The sequence below is a fragment of the Prosthecodimorpha hirschii genome (assembly GCF_001305515.1).
GTDB classification, from domain to species: Bacteria; Pseudomonadota; Alphaproteobacteria; order Rhizobiales; family Ancalomicrobiaceae; genus Prosthecodimorpha; species Prosthecodimorpha hirschii.
Genome location: NZ_LJYW01000001.1, coordinates 1,091,015 through 1,106,768, shown reverse-complemented (window position 1 = coordinate 1,106,768; position 15,754 = coordinate 1,091,015). Strand labels below are relative to the sequence as shown.

General features: G+C 70.2%; 9 protein-coding genes. 4 read left to right on the top strand and 5 right to left on the bottom strand.

All coding sequences use genetic code 11. From position 1 onward, the window contains the following. Positions 1–48: 48 nt before the first annotated feature. Positions 49–465, bottom strand: a complete 417-nt coding sequence (locus ABB55_RS04790; RefSeq protein ID WP_054357794.1) for a RuBisCO small subunit-like domain-containing protein — start codon at positions 463–465, stop codon at positions 49–51. 170 nt (positions 466–635) lie between these two features. Between ABB55_RS04790 and ABB55_RS04785 the strand changes: the two genes are divergently transcribed. The 4 genes from ABB55_RS04785 (at position 636) to rpe (ending at position 9,433) form a co-directional block, all read left to right on the top strand. Beyond that, complete coding sequence (locus tag ABB55_RS04785) at positions 636–1,559, top strand: LysR family transcriptional regulator (protein ID WP_054357793.1); 924 nt, start codon at positions 636–638, stop codon at positions 1,557–1,559. 319 nt (positions 1,560–1,878) lie between these two features. After that, the gene (locus tag ABB55_RS04780) at positions 1,879–7,374 is read left to right on the top strand and encodes a serine/threonine-protein kinase (protein WP_054357792.1); all 5,496 of its coding nucleotides are present in this window, start codon (positions 1,879–1,881) and stop codon (positions 7,372–7,374) included. A gap of 223 nt (positions 7,375–7,597) precedes the next feature. Next, complete coding sequence (fba, locus tag ABB55_RS04775) at positions 7,598–8,662, top strand: class II fructose-bisphosphate aldolase (protein ID WP_054357791.1); 1,065 nt, start codon at positions 7,598–7,600, stop codon at positions 8,660–8,662. Positions 8,663–8,761: 99 nt separating this feature from the next. Continuing rightward, the gene (gene rpe / locus ABB55_RS04770) at positions 8,762–9,433 is read left to right on the top strand and encodes a ribulose-phosphate 3-epimerase (protein WP_054357790.1); all 672 of its coding nucleotides are present in this window, start codon (positions 8,762–8,764) and stop codon (positions 9,431–9,433) included. 97 nt (positions 9,434–9,530) lie between these two features. Here rpe and ppk2 read toward each other — a convergent pair whose 3' ends face one another. The 4 genes from ppk2 to ABB55_RS04750 all read right to left on the bottom strand — a co-directional run bounded on the left by ppk2 (position 9,531) and on the right by ABB55_RS04750 (position 15,638). Continuing rightward, a complete protein-coding gene (gene ppk2 / locus ABB55_RS04765; RefSeq protein ID WP_083463354.1) occupies positions 9,531–10,568 on the bottom strand; it encodes a polyphosphate kinase 2 in 1,038 nt (345 codons plus the stop codon). Between the two features lie 162 nt (positions 10,569–10,730). Beyond that, a complete protein-coding gene (locus ABB55_RS04760) occupies positions 10,731–11,858 on the bottom strand; it encodes an ABC transporter permease (protein WP_054357789.1) in 1,128 nt (375 codons plus the stop codon). Positions 11,859–11,863: 5 nt separating this feature from the next. Then, on the bottom strand, positions 11,864–14,662 hold the full coding sequence (gene rbbA, locus ABB55_RS04755) for a ribosome-associated ATPase/putative transporter RbbA (protein WP_054357788.1): 2,799 nt from the start codon (positions 14,660–14,662) through the stop codon (positions 11,864–11,866). Next, the gene (locus ABB55_RS04750) at positions 14,649–15,638 is read right to left on the bottom strand and encodes an HlyD family secretion protein (protein WP_054357787.1); all 990 of its coding nucleotides are present in this window, start codon (positions 15,636–15,638) and stop codon (positions 14,649–14,651) included. Before ABB55_RS04750 ends, rbbA begins: the two co-directional genes overlap by 14 nt. Positions 15,639–15,754: the final 116 nt, after the last annotated feature.

Below are 15,754 nucleotides of genomic sequence, written 5' to 3'. Positions count from 1 at the left end.
CGGACGAAACAGTCTCTGCGCTCGTAACTACAGGCTTGATGTCCCCTGTCAGAACCGGGCGCCCATCGCCCGCCGTTCCGGCTGGGGCTGGGCGCGGTGGCGCAGGGCGCGGAACTGGGATTCGCTGCGGTCGAAGCGGACGACCGGTTCGGCGCGCGGGCGGTTGATGATGAAGGACAGGCGGACCGTCTCCCAGCCGCGGCTCGGGTCGAAGGCGCTGATCCGGATATAGTGCTTCGGATGGGCCTCGCGGCAGGCGCGGATTTCGGCCAGCACGGCCTTCGCGTCGCGCACGTCGAACATCGGCACGCCCCAGGTATCCCATTGCGTGTCGCGATTCTGGACCTCCGCGGCGAATTCGATCGCCACGGTCCAGTCGTTCGAGATGCAATAGTCGATCTGCCGGCAGATCTGCTCTTCCGTCAGATCGGGCAGAAACGCAAAAGCGCCGAGGGTCATGTGCATGTCCGGTCTCCCTGATCCGGATGGGACCCGACTCCTCCGCTCGGGTCCGATCCGGACCGGATCACCCTGCGCGCATCGGTCGCTTCAGTAAATTTGCATTATTTTACGCGTGCATTAAATTTCCTTGTGCGAGGGCCGAACCGGTGGCCCGGCGACCGGGGAGGGCGATCATGCGCTATGTCACGCTGAAGCAATTGCGGTCGCTGGAGGCGGTGGTCCGCTCGGGGTCCTTTGCCGGCGCCGCCGAGCTGCTCCATGTCACGCCGCCGGCCGTGACCGTGCAGATGCGCCAGTTGGAGGAGGCCGCCGGCCTGCCGCTGGTCGAGCGCCTGGCCGACGGCATCCGGCTGACCTCGGCCGGCCGCGAGGTGCTGGCGACGGTGGAGCGGATCGAACTGGCGCTGACCGACTGCATCCAGGCGCTCGACGAGATGCGCAATGCCGGGCGCGGCGAGGTCGCGGTCGGGGTCATCTCGACGGCCAAGTATTTCGCGCCGCGCGCGCTCGCCGAGTTCCGCCGCCGCTTTCCCGGGCTGACGCTGAAGCTCTTCATCGGAAATCGCAGCGAGATCATCGAACAGCTGCGCGCCGGCCGCATCGATGTGGCGATCATGGGGCGGCCGCCGGAGGATCTGGCGGTCAGTCAGTGGCCGATCGGCGCGCATCCGCATGTCATCATAGCCGCGCCGGATCACCCGTTGGCGGCGGCGCGCGGCCTGTCTCCGGCCGATCTCACCGGCGAATCCTTCCTCCTGCGCGAGCCGGGGTCGGGGACGCGCGGGTTGATGGAGCGCCTGTTCGCCGCCAACGGCGTGCAGCCGAATATCGGTTTCGAGATCGGCTCCAACGAGACGATCAAGCAGGCTGTCATGGCCGGCCTCGGCATTGCCTTCATTTCCGCCCATACGATCGCGGCCGAACTGAAGGACGGCCGGCTGGTGACGCTCGACGTGGCCGGCCTGCCGATTCTGAGGGAATGGTATGTGGTCCACCTGCGCGACCGCAGGCTGCTCCCGGCACCACGCGCATTGGCCGATTTCCTGGCGGAAGAAGGCGCCCATTACCTGCCGCACCCGCCCGGGCTCGCGGCATAGCAAGGTCCGGAACGACGATGCCCTAACGACAACATCCCGAAACCGGGCGCCCCTAGTGGTTTGGATTCACGAGACGGATGGTCCCCATCCGTCTCGTGACCACGAACCACGGGCCCTTCGGCCGCCAGGACGGAACTGAGGGCAGGTCGGCGGGGACGTCGGAATGCCGGCGGCCCGATCGGTCGCACCGTCCGAAGGGGCTCGGGCAGGCGGGGCGTGCGGCGCACCGTGAGGCGGATCGCCTGCCGGTTTCAGCCCTGCTCTGGCAACGGCGGAACGCGGTTGCCATAATGAATGTGAAAGGCGGGCCGAATCCCCCATGAAAGATCCGCGGTATCCCTACGCCCTCGATATCGGCACGGAAGTGTGCGGCTACCGGATTCTGGAGGTGCTGGGCGCCGGCGGATTCGGGATCACCTACAAGGCCTTCAACGACGTCACCCACAAGACGGTGGCGATCAAGGAGTTCTATGTCCGCGATCTCGCCTCGCGCAGCGGCTCGACCGTGCTGGTCGATACCGCGATCAGCGAGGGAACCTACGAGTATGCGCTGCAGAAGTTCCAGGACGAGGCCAAGGCGGTCGTCAATCGCCTGAGCCACCCCTATGTGGTCAAGGGCGAGAACTTTCTGCGCTGGAACAACACCTGCTATCTGGTCATGGAATATGTCGAGGGCGTCACCCTCGAACAATGGCTGATCGGCCATGCCGAGCCACCGGACGAGGCCGGACTGCGGCCGCTGTTCGAGAAGATCTTCGACGCCGTCGATCACGTCCATGATGCCGATACCATGCATCGGGATCTGACCCCCCGAAACATCATGGTGCGGCCGAACGGCGACCCGCTGCTGATCGATTTCGGGGCGGCGGGCCAGGGGCTCGACCGCGAGCGCTCGGCCAAGACCGTCGCCCAGATGCGCTATGCGCCGCCCGAACAGGCCGACATCGACCTGCCGGCCCGGCACGGCCGCTATACCGACATCTATTCGCTCGGCGCGGTGCTGTATCGGGCCGTCACCGGCGCGCCTCCGGTCGCCTCCGTCAACCGCATCATGCGCATGGGCCGCGCTGGCGGCAGCGGCGACCCGTATCTGCCGGTCGCGGAGGCCGTGGCCGATCCGGGGCGCTATTCGGTCGCCTTTCTGAACGGCATCGACCAGGCGCTGCGCATCGACGAGCGCGAGCGGCCGCAGAGCATCGCGGCGCTGCGCGAGGCTCTCGGCTGGACACGGGAGCCCGTCGTGGCAGTGCCGGCCGAAGCCGAGCGTCCCGCCATTCTCGGCGTCTCGCCCGCGACGGCGGGGCCGGAACCGGCGCCGGACGGCGACGCCGCGGCCCCTGCGGTCGCGCCATCCGACACTGCACGCGCGGCGCCGGCTGCCATCCGGCCGCCGACGGTGACCCGGCCCGGACAGGCACCCGCCGCCGGGGAGGGGCCGAAGCGGCGAGCGCCGATCGGCATGATCGCGGCGGCGCTCGCCGGCCTTCTGGTCGTCGGCGGCGTGCTGTTCGCCCTGTTCGGGTCGAAGGACGATCCGGGCCCCGCGCCCGGGACCTACGGTTTCGTGGCCCTTCGCGACGGCAGTGCCGTGCGGCTGATCGGCTTTGCGCCCGGCGAGGCCGAGCGTCAGGCCTTCCAGGATGCGGTGGTCCGCGGCATTGCCGGCATCCAGGTGACGAGCGAAGTCAAGGTCGCGCCCGGGGCTCCGGCCGGATATGCCGAGACCGTCCGGCAATTGCTCGGCGGCCTCGCGGATCTCTCCTCGGGCTCGGTCAAGGTGCAGGGCCGGGATGCGGTCATCGACGGCGCGGCGATCTCGCCCGAGGGCTATGCCCGGCTGATGCGCGACTTCGCGCGACCGCTGCCGGGCGGCTGGCAGGCCCGCCTCTCGGTGCGCGCGCCGGCCGTGGCCAGCTACCGCTTCCAGATCGACCTCGATCCCGGCCGCGTCGCGATCAGCGGCTTCGTGCCCGACGAGGCGGTCCAGGCGCGCATTCTCGACGCCGTGCGTCGCGCGGTTCCGGGCCAAGCCGTGCATGACGAGACGCGCATCGCGTCGGGCAACGGCCCGGCCTTCGTCGACCTCGCCCTGTTCGGCGCCGGCAAGCTGGCGGAGCTGTCGCTCGGCCGCGTGACCGTCGCGGGTGACGAATTGCAGGTCGACGGCCGCGCGCGCAGCACGGAATCCTATGCCGTGCTGAAATCCGCCACCGTCCCGGCCGGCAGCCTCGTTTCGACCATCCGGCCGCCGCTGGTGCAGCCCTTCGACCTCGCCTTCGTGATCGAGGGCGACCGGCTCGCGGTGACCGGATACGTTCCGAACGAGGAGGCGAAGAGCGCCGTCTCGGCGGCCGCCAAGCGGGCTGCGGGCGGACGCACCGTGCGCGACGATACCCAGATCGCCGACGGCGCACCGCCGGATTTCCTGGCCGCCGTGCGCTTTGCGGCCGATTTGACGCCGCGCCTCGTCCGCGGGCGGATCGCGCTGTCGGGCAAGTCGCTGACGGTCGACGGGCAGGTCGCCTCGCCCGGCGACTTCATGGTGCTGTCGCGCGCCCTTCAGGTGCCGGTCTCCGATCGTCTGCCGCCCGGCTTCGTGATCGACCGGAATTCGGTCTCCCCGCCTCTGATCTCGCCCTATGTCTGGACCGCGACGCTCGGCGCGGGCGGGCTGAAGCTCGCCGGCTACGTCCCCTCCGAGGCGGTTCGCCAGGACCTTGCCGCCGCCGCCACGGCCGCCCTCGGCACCACGCCGATCCAGGACGATTTGCAGATCGCCGAGGGCGCCCCCCCGGCCTTTCCGGCGCTGGCGCGGCTGGCGCTGGCGCAATTGCCGCGCCTCGGCGCGACCGTGCGTCTGGCGATCGAGGACGGCAAGCTGACCGTCGAGGGTACCGCAACGAGCCCGGACGCCTATGCGGCCGCCATGCGCGACCTCGGCAAGACATTGCCGGGCAATGCGATCGGACAGATCGTCGGTCTGATCCCGGCCGGCGTCTCGCCCTTCACCTGGAATGCGGATGCCAATGGGGCGCGGCTGAGGTTGGGCGGCTACGTCGCCAGCGAGGCGCAACGGACCGCCCTGGTCGAGGCGGCGCGCAAGTTCGCCCCGCAGGGCAACGTCGTCGATCAGATGCTGATCGCCGCCGGGGCGCCCGCCGGCTTCGGAGACGCCGCGCTCTATGCGCTGTCGCGCATGGCCGACACGGCCGATCCGAAGGCGTCGGTGACCGGACGCGACGTTCGCCTCGAAGGCCGCGCGCGCAGTTTCGATGCCTTCATGGCGGCCTTGCAGAAGAATCGCGAGCCGGTGCCGGGCGGCGGCACCCTGATCTTCGAGGTGCGGCCGCCGGCTGCGGCGCCGTATGAATGGAGCGCGACCGCCGACGGTCAGGCCCTGGTCCTGTCCGGGTTCGTGCCATCGGCCGATGCCAGGACCGAACTGGCCGACCTGGCCGCCCGGGTCGGGCGCGGCCGGACGGTGCGTGACGAGACCCGGGTGGCCGACGGCGCCCCGGCCGAGTTCATGGCCGCGGCCCGTTTCCTGACCGGTGAGGCCGGCCGCCTGATGAAGGGCCGGGCGAGCCTGCGCGATCAGGCGGCCGCTCTGGACGGCCAGGCCTATGCACCCTCCGACTACGAGGACCTGCGCCGATCCGGCACCGCCTTGCCGGCCGGGTTCCGGCAGCGTGCCTGGGCGATCGAGCCGGCCCATGTCGCGCCCTTCGCCTGGACGGTTGCGGTCGCTCGCGGCGCGGTGCGGCTGACCGGCTTCGTGCCCTCCGAGGCGACGCGCCGGGACATTGCGGGGGCCGGCACCAATGTGTTCGGCGACGGCGCGGTCAAGGACGAGACGCTGATCGCCGCCGGTGCGCCGGACGCCTTCGCCGGCATGGCGCGCTGGGCGCTGAACCAGGCGGGCCGGCTGGCCGAGGGGCGGATCACCGTCGAGGACGGCAACATCGCCGTGGAGGGCACCGTCGCCACGCCGGAAGCCCATGCCGCCTTGCTGCGCGACCTCGCCCGCCCGCCATCCGGCTCCGGCATCGCGCGCACCGCGCTGACCCCGGCGCCGGTGGCCGCCTATCAGTTCGGCGCCGAGTTGACCGGCACCCGCGTCCGCTTCACCGGCTACGTCCCGGACAACGAGACCCGCCTCCAACTGATCGAGACGCTCCGTCGCAACGCGCCTAATCTGACGGTCGCCGACGATACCCGGCCCGCCGGCGGCGCGCCGGCCGGCTTTGCCGAGACGCTCGCGGCGGCGCTGGCGGATTTTGCAGAACTCGGCGAGGCGCGGCTGACCCTCGCCGACGGCGTCGTCCGCCTGAACGGACGGGCGCGCAGCGGCGAGGCCTTTCAGGCGCTGGCGGCGGTCTCACGGTCCGGTGTCGCGGGGCTGCGGTTCGAACGCACCATCCGCCCGCCGCTGGCGGCGCCGTTCGACTGGGCGCTGTCGATCGACCCGGGTGCGATCACGGTGACCGGGTCCGTGCCGGAGGCGGCCGTGCGGACCGACCTTGCCGCCGCCTTGGCGCCGGCCGCCGGCGGGCGCAGCCTGAAGGACGAGACCCGCATCGCCGACGGCGCGCCGCCGGCCTTTGCGGAGGCGGTGCGCTTCGCCGCCGAGCTGGCGCCGCGGCTCGCGCGCGGCCGGATCACCCTGTCCGAACGCAATCTCAGCATCGACGGCCAAAGCCTCGATCCGGACGCCTTCGAGGCCTTGCGCGGCGCGGTCAGCGGCCCCCTGCCGGCGGACTTCCGGCTGCTCCGATTCTCGGTCAATGCGCCGGTCATGTCGCCCTACACATGGCAGATGACCCGGTCGGGCGGCGAGATCCGGCTGACCGGCTATGTTCCGACCGAGACCCTGCGCCGGGACCTGCTGGCTGCCGCCGGGCAGGTCGCCGGCGCGCGCGTCGTCGACGACCTGCAGGTCGGCGACGGGGCGCCGGATCGTTTCACCGAACTCGCCCGCACCATGACGGCTCAGGCGGCGCGGCTCGAGGCCGGCACCGTCGCGCTTCGCGACAGCGCGATAACGGTCGACGGCACCGCGGCGACACCGGAGGGCTATGCGGCGGTCCTGCAGGATCTCGGCGGCTGGCTGCCGGGCGGCGCGAAGGCCAGGCTCGACCTGAAGCCGGCGCGCGTCGCGCCTTACGTGTGGAACGCCAAGGTCGAGCGCTGGGTGGTTCGCCTGACCGGCTTCGTGCCCTCCGACGAGGAGCGCAAGCGGGTGATCGAGGGCCTGAAGGCGAGCCTGCCGCGCGGCATCGAGATTCGCGACGACACGCGGATCGCCGCCGGCGCCGGCCCGGATTTCGAGGCCGCGCTGCGCTTCGCGATCCGGCGGGCCGGCGAACTGGCCGACGGCACGCTCTCGATCTCGGATGCGAGCGTGAAGGTCGCCGGGACGGCGCGCAATGCCGACAGCTTCCGCGCCTATAACGAGGCGATCCGCGTCGCCGCCTTGCCCGACGGCGTGCTGCTCGACAGCAGCGTCGAGGCGCCGCGCGGTTCCGACAAGGCTCCGGCCCCGGCGCCGGTGCGGACCGAACGGCCGGCCGTGGACCCGCGTCCGACCGGCGAGACGCGCCCGACGCCCGACCGCCAGCCCGTCGACCGCCAGCCCGCGGACCGCCAGGTCAGCGACCGGCCGCCGGGCGTCGATCCGCGCCTTGTGCGGCCGAACGCACCGGTTCCGCCGGCCGGGATCGGTGCCCGTCCGCCGCAGCCTCCGCCCGGCGGCGCACGTCCGGGCGGCCCGCCACCGGGCGAGGGACCCTTCTACTGCTTCTTCAACCGATGCTGACGGCGGCCTTGCCGCCGCCGGCGGCAAGGCATCGCGCGGAACACCTTGCCGTGCTGCAAATTCTTTCTAATATACTGTAGCCATTCACCTTTTCTCTGCCGATACGGCCTTTTTCGTCTTGCTGCCGCCCCATATTGCTGGCTACAGCAAGGGCCGACCGAAGGCCGGTCCGTCATCCGACGGGGACCGGATCCGCCGATTGCCCGTTGCAGGAGATCCCTGAATGCCGCTCGTTTCCTTGCGCCAACTGCTCGACCATGCCGCCGAGAACGGCTACGGCCTGCCGGCCTTCAACGTCAACAACCTGGAGCAGGTCCGCGCGATCATGGCGGCGGCGGACGAGACCAAGTCCCCGGTCATCCTGCAGGCCTCGGCCGGCGCCCGCAAATATGCCGGCGACGCCTTCCTGCGCCACATGATCCAGGGCGCCATCGAGACCTATCCGACCATTCCGATCGTGATGCATCTCGACCACGGCGCCGCGCCGCCGGTCTGCTTCTCGGCGATCGAGAACGGCTTCACCTCGGTGATGATGGACGGCTCGCTGCAGGCCGACGGCAAGTCGGTCGCCGACTACGAATACAATGTCGACGTGACCCGGACCGTGGTCGACAGCGCCCATGCGCAGGGCGTGTCGGTCGAAGGCGAGCTCGGCGTGCTCGGCTCGCTGGAGACCATGAAGGGCGACAAGGAGGACGGTCACGGCGCCGAGGGCACCATGACCCGCGAGCAGCTTCTGACCGATGTCGACCAAGCGGCCGATTTCGTCGCCAAGACCCAGGTCGATGCGCTCGCCATCGCGATCGGCACCTCGCACGGCGCCTACAAGTTCACCAAGCGCCCGACCGGCGAGGTGCTGGCCATCTCGCGCATCAAGGAGATCCACGCCCGCATCCCCAACACCCACCTGGTGATGCACGGCTCCTCCTCGGTGCCGCAGGAGCTTCTGGCCGAGATCCGTCAGTATGGCGGCGAGCTCAAGGAGACCTACGGCGTGCCGGTCGAGGAGATCCAGGAGGGCATCAAGCACGGCGTGCGCAAGGTCAATATCGACACCGACCTGCGCCTCGCCATGACGGCCGCCATCCGCCGGGTGATGTTCGTCAACAAGGGCGAGTTCGACCCGCGCAAGTATCTCTCCGAGGGCATCAAGGCGATGACCAAGGTCTGCGTCGCGCGTTTCGAGGCCTTCGGCACCGCCGGGCAAGCCGAGAAGATCAAGGCGATCCCGCTGTCCGACATGGCCGCCCGCTATGCCGACGGCTCGCTGAAGCAGGTCGTGAACTGAGACGCCTGCGCCGCCCCGTGCGCGGCGCGACGACGAGACCCGAAGCGCCCCGGCCGAACGTGGCCGGGGCCTTCCCGTTTTCTAAAGGACGTGAAGCCCATGAAGCCCGCCATCATCGCCCCCTCGATCCTCTCGGCCGATTTCGCCCGGCTCGGCGATGAGGTGACGGCCGTCATCGAGGCGGGGGCGGACTGGATCCATTTCGACGTGATGGACAACCACTACGTCCCGAACCTGACCATCGGGCCGATGATCTGCAAGGCGATCCGCCCGGTCACCAAGGCGCCGATCGACGTGCACCTGATGGTCAAGCCGGTCGATGCCATGATCGAGGCCTTCGCGGAGGCCGGCGCCGACTGGATCAGCTTCCATCCGGAGGCCTCCGATCATGTCGACCGCTCGCTCGACCTGATCCGGCGCAAGGGCTGCAAGGCCGGGCTGGTGCTCAATCCGGCCACCTCGGTCGACTGCCTGGAATGGGTGATGGACCGGCTCGACCTGATCCTTCTGATGTCGGTCAATCCCGGCTTCGGCGGGCAGGCCTTCATCCCCTCCGCGCTCGCCAAGGCGCGCCGGGTGCGCGAGCTGATCGACGCCTCGGGCCGCGACATCCGGCTGGAGATCGACGGCGGTGTGAAGACGGACAACATCCGGGCCGTGGCCGAGGCCGGCGTCGACACCTTCGTGGCCGGCAGCGCGATCTACGGCGCGCCGGACTATCGCGCCGTGATCGCGGCCATGCGCGGCGAGATCGCCGCCGCGCGCGGCTGACGGGACCCGACCGGCGCGACCGGCGGGACGGCTGGCTACAAAGTAGGGGCGGCTTCCTGGGTCCCGCCTCCGCCGCTGGCCGCCCGAGGATCGCCGCCTAGGCCCGCCGGCTGCCCGGATGCAGCGACTTGCCGAGGATGTGGTCGGCGGTCCGCACCACATGGGCGGTCGAGCCGACGATCAGCGGATCGGCGCCGACCACCACCGTCTCGTCGCGGTTGTCGTAGTCGAGCGTCGACAGGAAATGCTGCAGGCAGTTGAGCCGGGCGCGCTTCTTGTCGTCGGACTTGATGATCGTCCACGGTGCGTCGGCGGTGTCGGTATAGAAGAACATTGCCTCCTTGGCTTCCGTGTAGTCGTCCCACTTGTCGAGCGAGGCGAGATCGATCGGCGACAGCTTCCACTGCTTGAGTGGATCGTTGCGACGCGCCTCGAAGCGGCGGCGCTGTTCCTCGCGGGTGACCGAGAACCAGAACTTGTAGAGGCGGATGCCGGAGCGGACGAGCATCTGCTCGATCAGCGGCGCCTGGCGCATGAATTCGAGATATTCGGCCGGGGAGCAGAAGCCCATCACACGCTCGACGCCGGCGCGGTTGTACCAGGAGCGGTCGAACAGCACGATCTCGCCGGCCGAGGGCAGGTGCTCGACATAGCGCTGGAAATACCACTGCGAGCGCTCCCGCTCGCTCGGCTTCTCCAGCGCCACGACCTGCGCGCCGCGCGGATTGAGATGCTCCATGAAGCGCTTGATCGTGCCGCCCTTGCCGGCGGCGTCGCGGCCCTCGAACAGGATCACGATGCGCTGGCCGGTCGCCTTGATCCAGTTCTGCGCCTTGAGCAGCTCGACCTGGAGCGGCTCCATCTGCTTCTCGTAGGCGCGCTCGGTCAGCCGGTCCTCGTAAGGATAGATGCTGGTCTCGAACACCCGGCGGATCGCGTCCGGATCCTCCTTGGCCCGGCGCAGCGCATCACGGCGCTCGGCGCGGGTGGTGCGCACCGTCGGCACCTCCGGTTGGGCCAGCGCCGCCGCGGCCTTGCCGATCGGATCGGTCGGATCGGGCACGCGCTCGACCGGCGCCCCCGTGGAGGCCGCGACCGGCTCGCCCGGCGTATTGATCGTCTCGGTAGTATCCATGCGCTCTCTCCCCGCTGGTAGCCTTTCGGTCGCATGCCGAACCCTCCGGGACCCGAAGGACCCCGCCGGTTCGGCTGCAGGACGAAAAGGCTAGCCGGCTACCGCAGGGAAAGCCTTGATCCGACCCCGCCTGCGTATTCGGTCGTAGGAGGAGTAGGCCGTTTAGCCGCTCTTCTCGAGCATGCGGCGGAAGCGGGATACCGCGAAGGCGAGCAGCACGGCGCCGATGCCGGCCATCATGGCGAGGGGGAACCAGACCACCTCGAAGCCGGCGCCGCGATAGAGGATCGCCTGGGAGAATTGCACGAAATAGACCGAGGGCGAGACGTGCATCGCGTCCTGCAGGGCCTTCGGCATGCTTTCCAGCGGCGTCATGGCGCCGGACAGGAGCTGCATGGTGACGAAGACCGGGATCGCCATCAGGCCGAGCTGCGGCATGGAGTTGGCGAGCGTCGCCAGCACGATGCCGAGCGCCGTGGTGGCGAAGAGATAGACGGCCGTGCCGGCCAGGAACAGCGGGACCGATCCGGCGATCGGCACGGCGAGCACGCCGCGCAGGACCACCTCGATGGCGAAGAAGACCGCGAGCAGGACGACGAGCCCGTTGGCGATGATCTTGCCGAGCGCGATCTCGGTCGGCCGGACGGGCATGACCAGGAGATGCTCGATGGTGCCGTGCTCGCGCTCCCGGATCACCGCCGCGCCGACCAGGATGATCGACAGGATGGTGATCGAATTGACCATCTGCATGACGGCGTTGTAGCGGACGCCGTCGAGGTTCGGATTGAAGGCCTGGCGGATCACGACGGCGACCGGCAGGCCCGCCTCGATGCCTTGGGCGGAGAGATAGCGGGCGGTCTCGGTCGCCACGATCTCGCGCAGATAGGCGACGCCGTTGCCGGCCTGGGTCATCGCGGTGGCATCGACCGTCAACCCGATCTCCGGCTTGCGGCCGGCCAGAAGGTCGGCCTCGAAGGCCGGCGGGAAGGAGATCAGGAAGGTATAGCGGCCGCGATCCATGCCCTCTGCGGCGACGGCCGGATCGACCCGGACGGGGGCGCGGAAATAGGGCGGGCGCACGGCATCGACGATCCGGTCGACGGCCCGGCTGCGGTCGAGGTCGACCACCGCCACGCTGGCATTCGAGACTTCCAGCTTGACGCCGTTGGCGACGGTCACGATGGCCATCGAGAAGGCGTAGAAGATCAGCACCAGCATGACCCGGTCGCCCGCGAGGCTGGCGAATTCCTTCAGCACCAGATGCCAGATGTTGTCGATCGCGCGCAGCATGGCGGTCAGGGCTCCTGCTTGTCGAGCAGCAGGACGGCGGCGGTCACGAAGACGAGACCGAAGCCGGCCAGCGCGGCGAATTGGGGCAGGAGTTCGGTCGGGCCGAGCCCCTTGGCGAAAACGCCGAGCGCGATGGTCTGGAACCAGGACGAGGGGAACAGCGTGCCGACCCACCAGGCGGCCCCGTCGGTGGCCGAAAGCGGGTAGAGGAAGCCGGAGAAGTTGATCGCCGGGACGAAGCTCAGGATCGCGGTCGCGAAGATGGCGGCGACCTGGGTGCCGACCGCGGTCGAGACCAATAGGCCGAAGCCGGTCGTCGCCAGCACGTAGAGCGCCGTTCCGGCGGCGAGGGCCAGGCCCGAGCCGCGGAACGGCACGCCGAAGGCGAAGACAGCGATCGCCACCATGGCGAGCCCGGCGGCGAGCCCGAGGGCGGCATAGGGCAGTTGCTTGCCGATCAGGAATTCGGCCACCCGCGCCGGCGAGGCGCGCAGGTTGGCGATCGAGCCGATCTCCTTCTCGCGCACCACCCCGAGCGCCGTCATCATGGCGGGGATCAGCACCAGAAGCAGCATGATCACGCCCGGCGTGATCGCATTGACGCTCAGGAAAGCCTGATTGTAGGCAAAGCGCGGCACGAAGGCGACCGCCTCGGCCGTCGCGGCGCTGCCGAGCGGGGAGGCCTGGAGCTTTTCGGTCGCGTAGCCGAGCACGACGCCCTGCACGTAGCTCCTGACCGTCTCGGCCCGGAAGGTGTTGGCACCGTCGACGATGAAGCCGATCTCCGGACGTCGGCCTTGCAGCAGGTCGCGCCCGAAGCCGGGCGGGATGGAAATGACGAGCCGCAGTTCCCCGTTGATCAGCCGGCGGTCCGCCTCCGCCTCCGAGGCGACCGGTGCGCGCTCCTCGAAATAGCGCGAGCCGGACAGGGCGCGGAGCAGGTCGCGGCTCTCGATCGACTGGTCGCGATCGAAGGCGGCGTAGGTCAGGTTCTCCACGTCGAAGGAGATGCCGAAGGCGAAGACGACCAGCAGCGCCATCGGGCCGAGGAGCCCGAAGGCGAGGCGGACGCGGTCGCGCAGCAGTTCACGCGCCTCGCGCATGGCGAAGGCGAGCGTCCGGGCGATGGCCGGATCGCGCCGGCCGAGCGGGCGGTCGGACGGCGGGTCCGCGTCGATCGCCGGCCGCGCCGCCCGCGCCCCCGGTGCGGCGGTCGCGGCGGCCGGACCGGGAACGTCCGGACCTTGTCCGCTCTCCCGCTCCAGCACCTGGATGAAGGCGTCCTCGAGCGTGCGCGTGCCGGCCGCCGCGACGATCTCGGCCGGGGCGCCGACGGCGAGCACCCGCCCGGCATGCATCAGCGAGATGCGGTCGCAGCGCTCGGCCTCGTTCATGAAGTGGGTCGACACGAAGATGGTCACGCCGTCGCGCCGGGACAGGTCGCCGAGATGGCGCCAGAAGGAATCGCGCGCCTCCGGGTCGACCCCCGAGGTCGGTTCGTCGAGGATCAGCACCTCCGGTTTGTGCAGGCAGGCCGCGGCGAGCTGGAGGCGCTGGCGGATGCCGAGCGGCAGGGCGGCCGGCATGGCGTCGGCGACCTCGCCGAGCCCGAAGCGTTCGATGGTTTCGGCGACGCGGGCGCGCGCCGCCGCTCCGTGCAGATGGTAGACGGCGGCATGGAACTCGAGATTGCCGCGTACCGACAGTTCCTCGTAGAGCGAGAAGCCCTGCGACATGTAGCCGACCCGCATTCGGACGGCGAGATCGCCGGCATCGACGGGCGAGCCGAGCAGTTCGGCGGTGCCCTCGGTCGCCGGCAGCAGGCCGGTCAGCATCTTCATCGTGGTCGTCTTGCCGCAGCCGTTGGAGCCGAGGAAGCCGAAGATCTCGCCGCGCTCGATCCGGAAGCTGACATGGTCGACCGCGGTGAAATCGCCGAAGCGCCGGGTCAAACCTTCGGCTGCGATGGCCGGCGGACCGTCATGCTGGACGCGGGGCGCGATCGCGAAGGGTTCGGGGAGGGCGCCCCCGCTGCCGGCCTGAAGCCGGCGATAGGCATCCTCCAGCCCGGTGGCGCCGGAGGCGGCCAGGATGTCGCGGGTCGGACCGTCGGCGATGATCCGGCCGTCGGCGACCGCGACGATGCGGTCGAAGCGTTCCGCCTCGTCCATGTAGGCGGTGGCGACCAGCACCGTCATGCCCGGCCGGCCGGCGCGGATGTCGGTGATCAGCTCCCAGAACTGGCGGCGCGACAGCGGATCGACGCCGGTGGTCGGCTCGTCCAGGATCAGGAGATCGGGATCGTGCACGAGCGCGCAGCAGAGCGACAGCTTCTGCTTCATGCCGCCGGAGAGCTTGCCGGCCGGACGATCGGCGAAGGGTGCAAGGCCGGTCGCCGCCAGCAGCCGGTCGACGCGCGCGTCGCGCTCGGCCGGCGTCAGGCCGAACAGGGCGGCGTGGAAGGCGATGTTCTCGGTCACCGACAGGGTCGGGTAGAGGTTGCGGCCGAGCCCCTGCGGCATGTAGGCGATGCGGCCGGCGACCGCGTCGCGATGGCGCCGGTCGGCCATGTCGCCGCCGAGCACCGCGACCGTGCCGGCCTGCAGCCGCTTCACGCCGGCAATCAGCCCGAGCAGGGTCGACTTGCCGACCCCGTCCGGTCCGATGACCGCCGTGGCCGAGCCCGCGGCGAGCTTCAGGCCGACCCCTTCGAGCGCCAGGGTCTTGCCGTAGCGATGGACGATGCCGTCGAGTGCGACCGTCCCGGCAAGCGCGCCGGCCGGGGTGCCGTCAGGGGCGGGCATCGGGCAGCCTCGGCGCCAGCTCGGGCGGGAAGGCGTCGCGGCCGGTGAGCAGATAGGCGTTGCCGGTCAGCCCCGCCTTGACGTAGTCGCGCCGCGTCACGAGCAGGTCCGGGGCGATGCTGACCTTGACCCGGTACATGAGCTTGTCGCGCTCGGTCTCGGTCTCGACCGTCTTGGGCGTGAACTGTGCTTCCGCAGCGACGAAGGAGACCTTGGCGGGGATGACGAATTCGGAGGCGGCGTCGAGCCGGATGCGCGCGTCCGCGCCGAGCCGGACCCTGCCGACCAGCCGCGTCGGCAGGAAGACGGTCATGTTCACGTCGGAGAGATCGAGCAGGGTCGCGACCCGTGCGCCGGCCGCGACCACCTCGCCGGTCTGCACCAGGCGGTATTCGACGCGGCCGGCGACCGGGGCGGTCAGCGTCATGTCGTCGAGCATGGCCTGGATCTGGCGGACCTGGGCGTCGGCGACCGCGCGGGCGCCTTCGGCCTCGCCGATCGCGGATTTTGCCGCCTTGACGGCCGCTGCGGCGACGTTGCGCTGGGCGGCGCGACGGTCGACCTCGGCCTGCGACGTGACCGAGCGGTCGTGCAGCTCGGTGGCGCGCCTCAGCTCCACCTCGGCCAGCGCCAGCTCGGCCTCGCGCATCGCGGTCTCGGCCTCGGCGCGGCCGATCGTCTGGATGGCGCGCTGCGCCGTGGCGGCCGCGGCGGCAAGCTGCGCGCGGATCTCGCTGGTGTCGAGCCGGGCGATGACCGCGCCCTTCTCGACGAAGTCGCCCTCGCGCACCAGCATCTCCAGGAGACGGCCGGCATATTTCGAGGCGATGTCGACGCGCTCGACCTCGATGCGGCCGTTCGAGCCGGTCACGCCCTCGGGCAGGTGCGCGGCCTGGCCGGCGAGATACTGCCGATAGCCGACGAAGCCGCCGAGCCCGACCAGCGCGGCGGCGAGAAGAATGATCGATGGCCGCATAACGTCCGTTCCGTCCGACGGCCCGCCCCTCGGACCGCTGGCGCCACCTTGGTCTGCCCGATGCTGCAGTGCAACCTAGGTGGAAACCGCATGTGGTATCGGGTGCCCGGATGGGG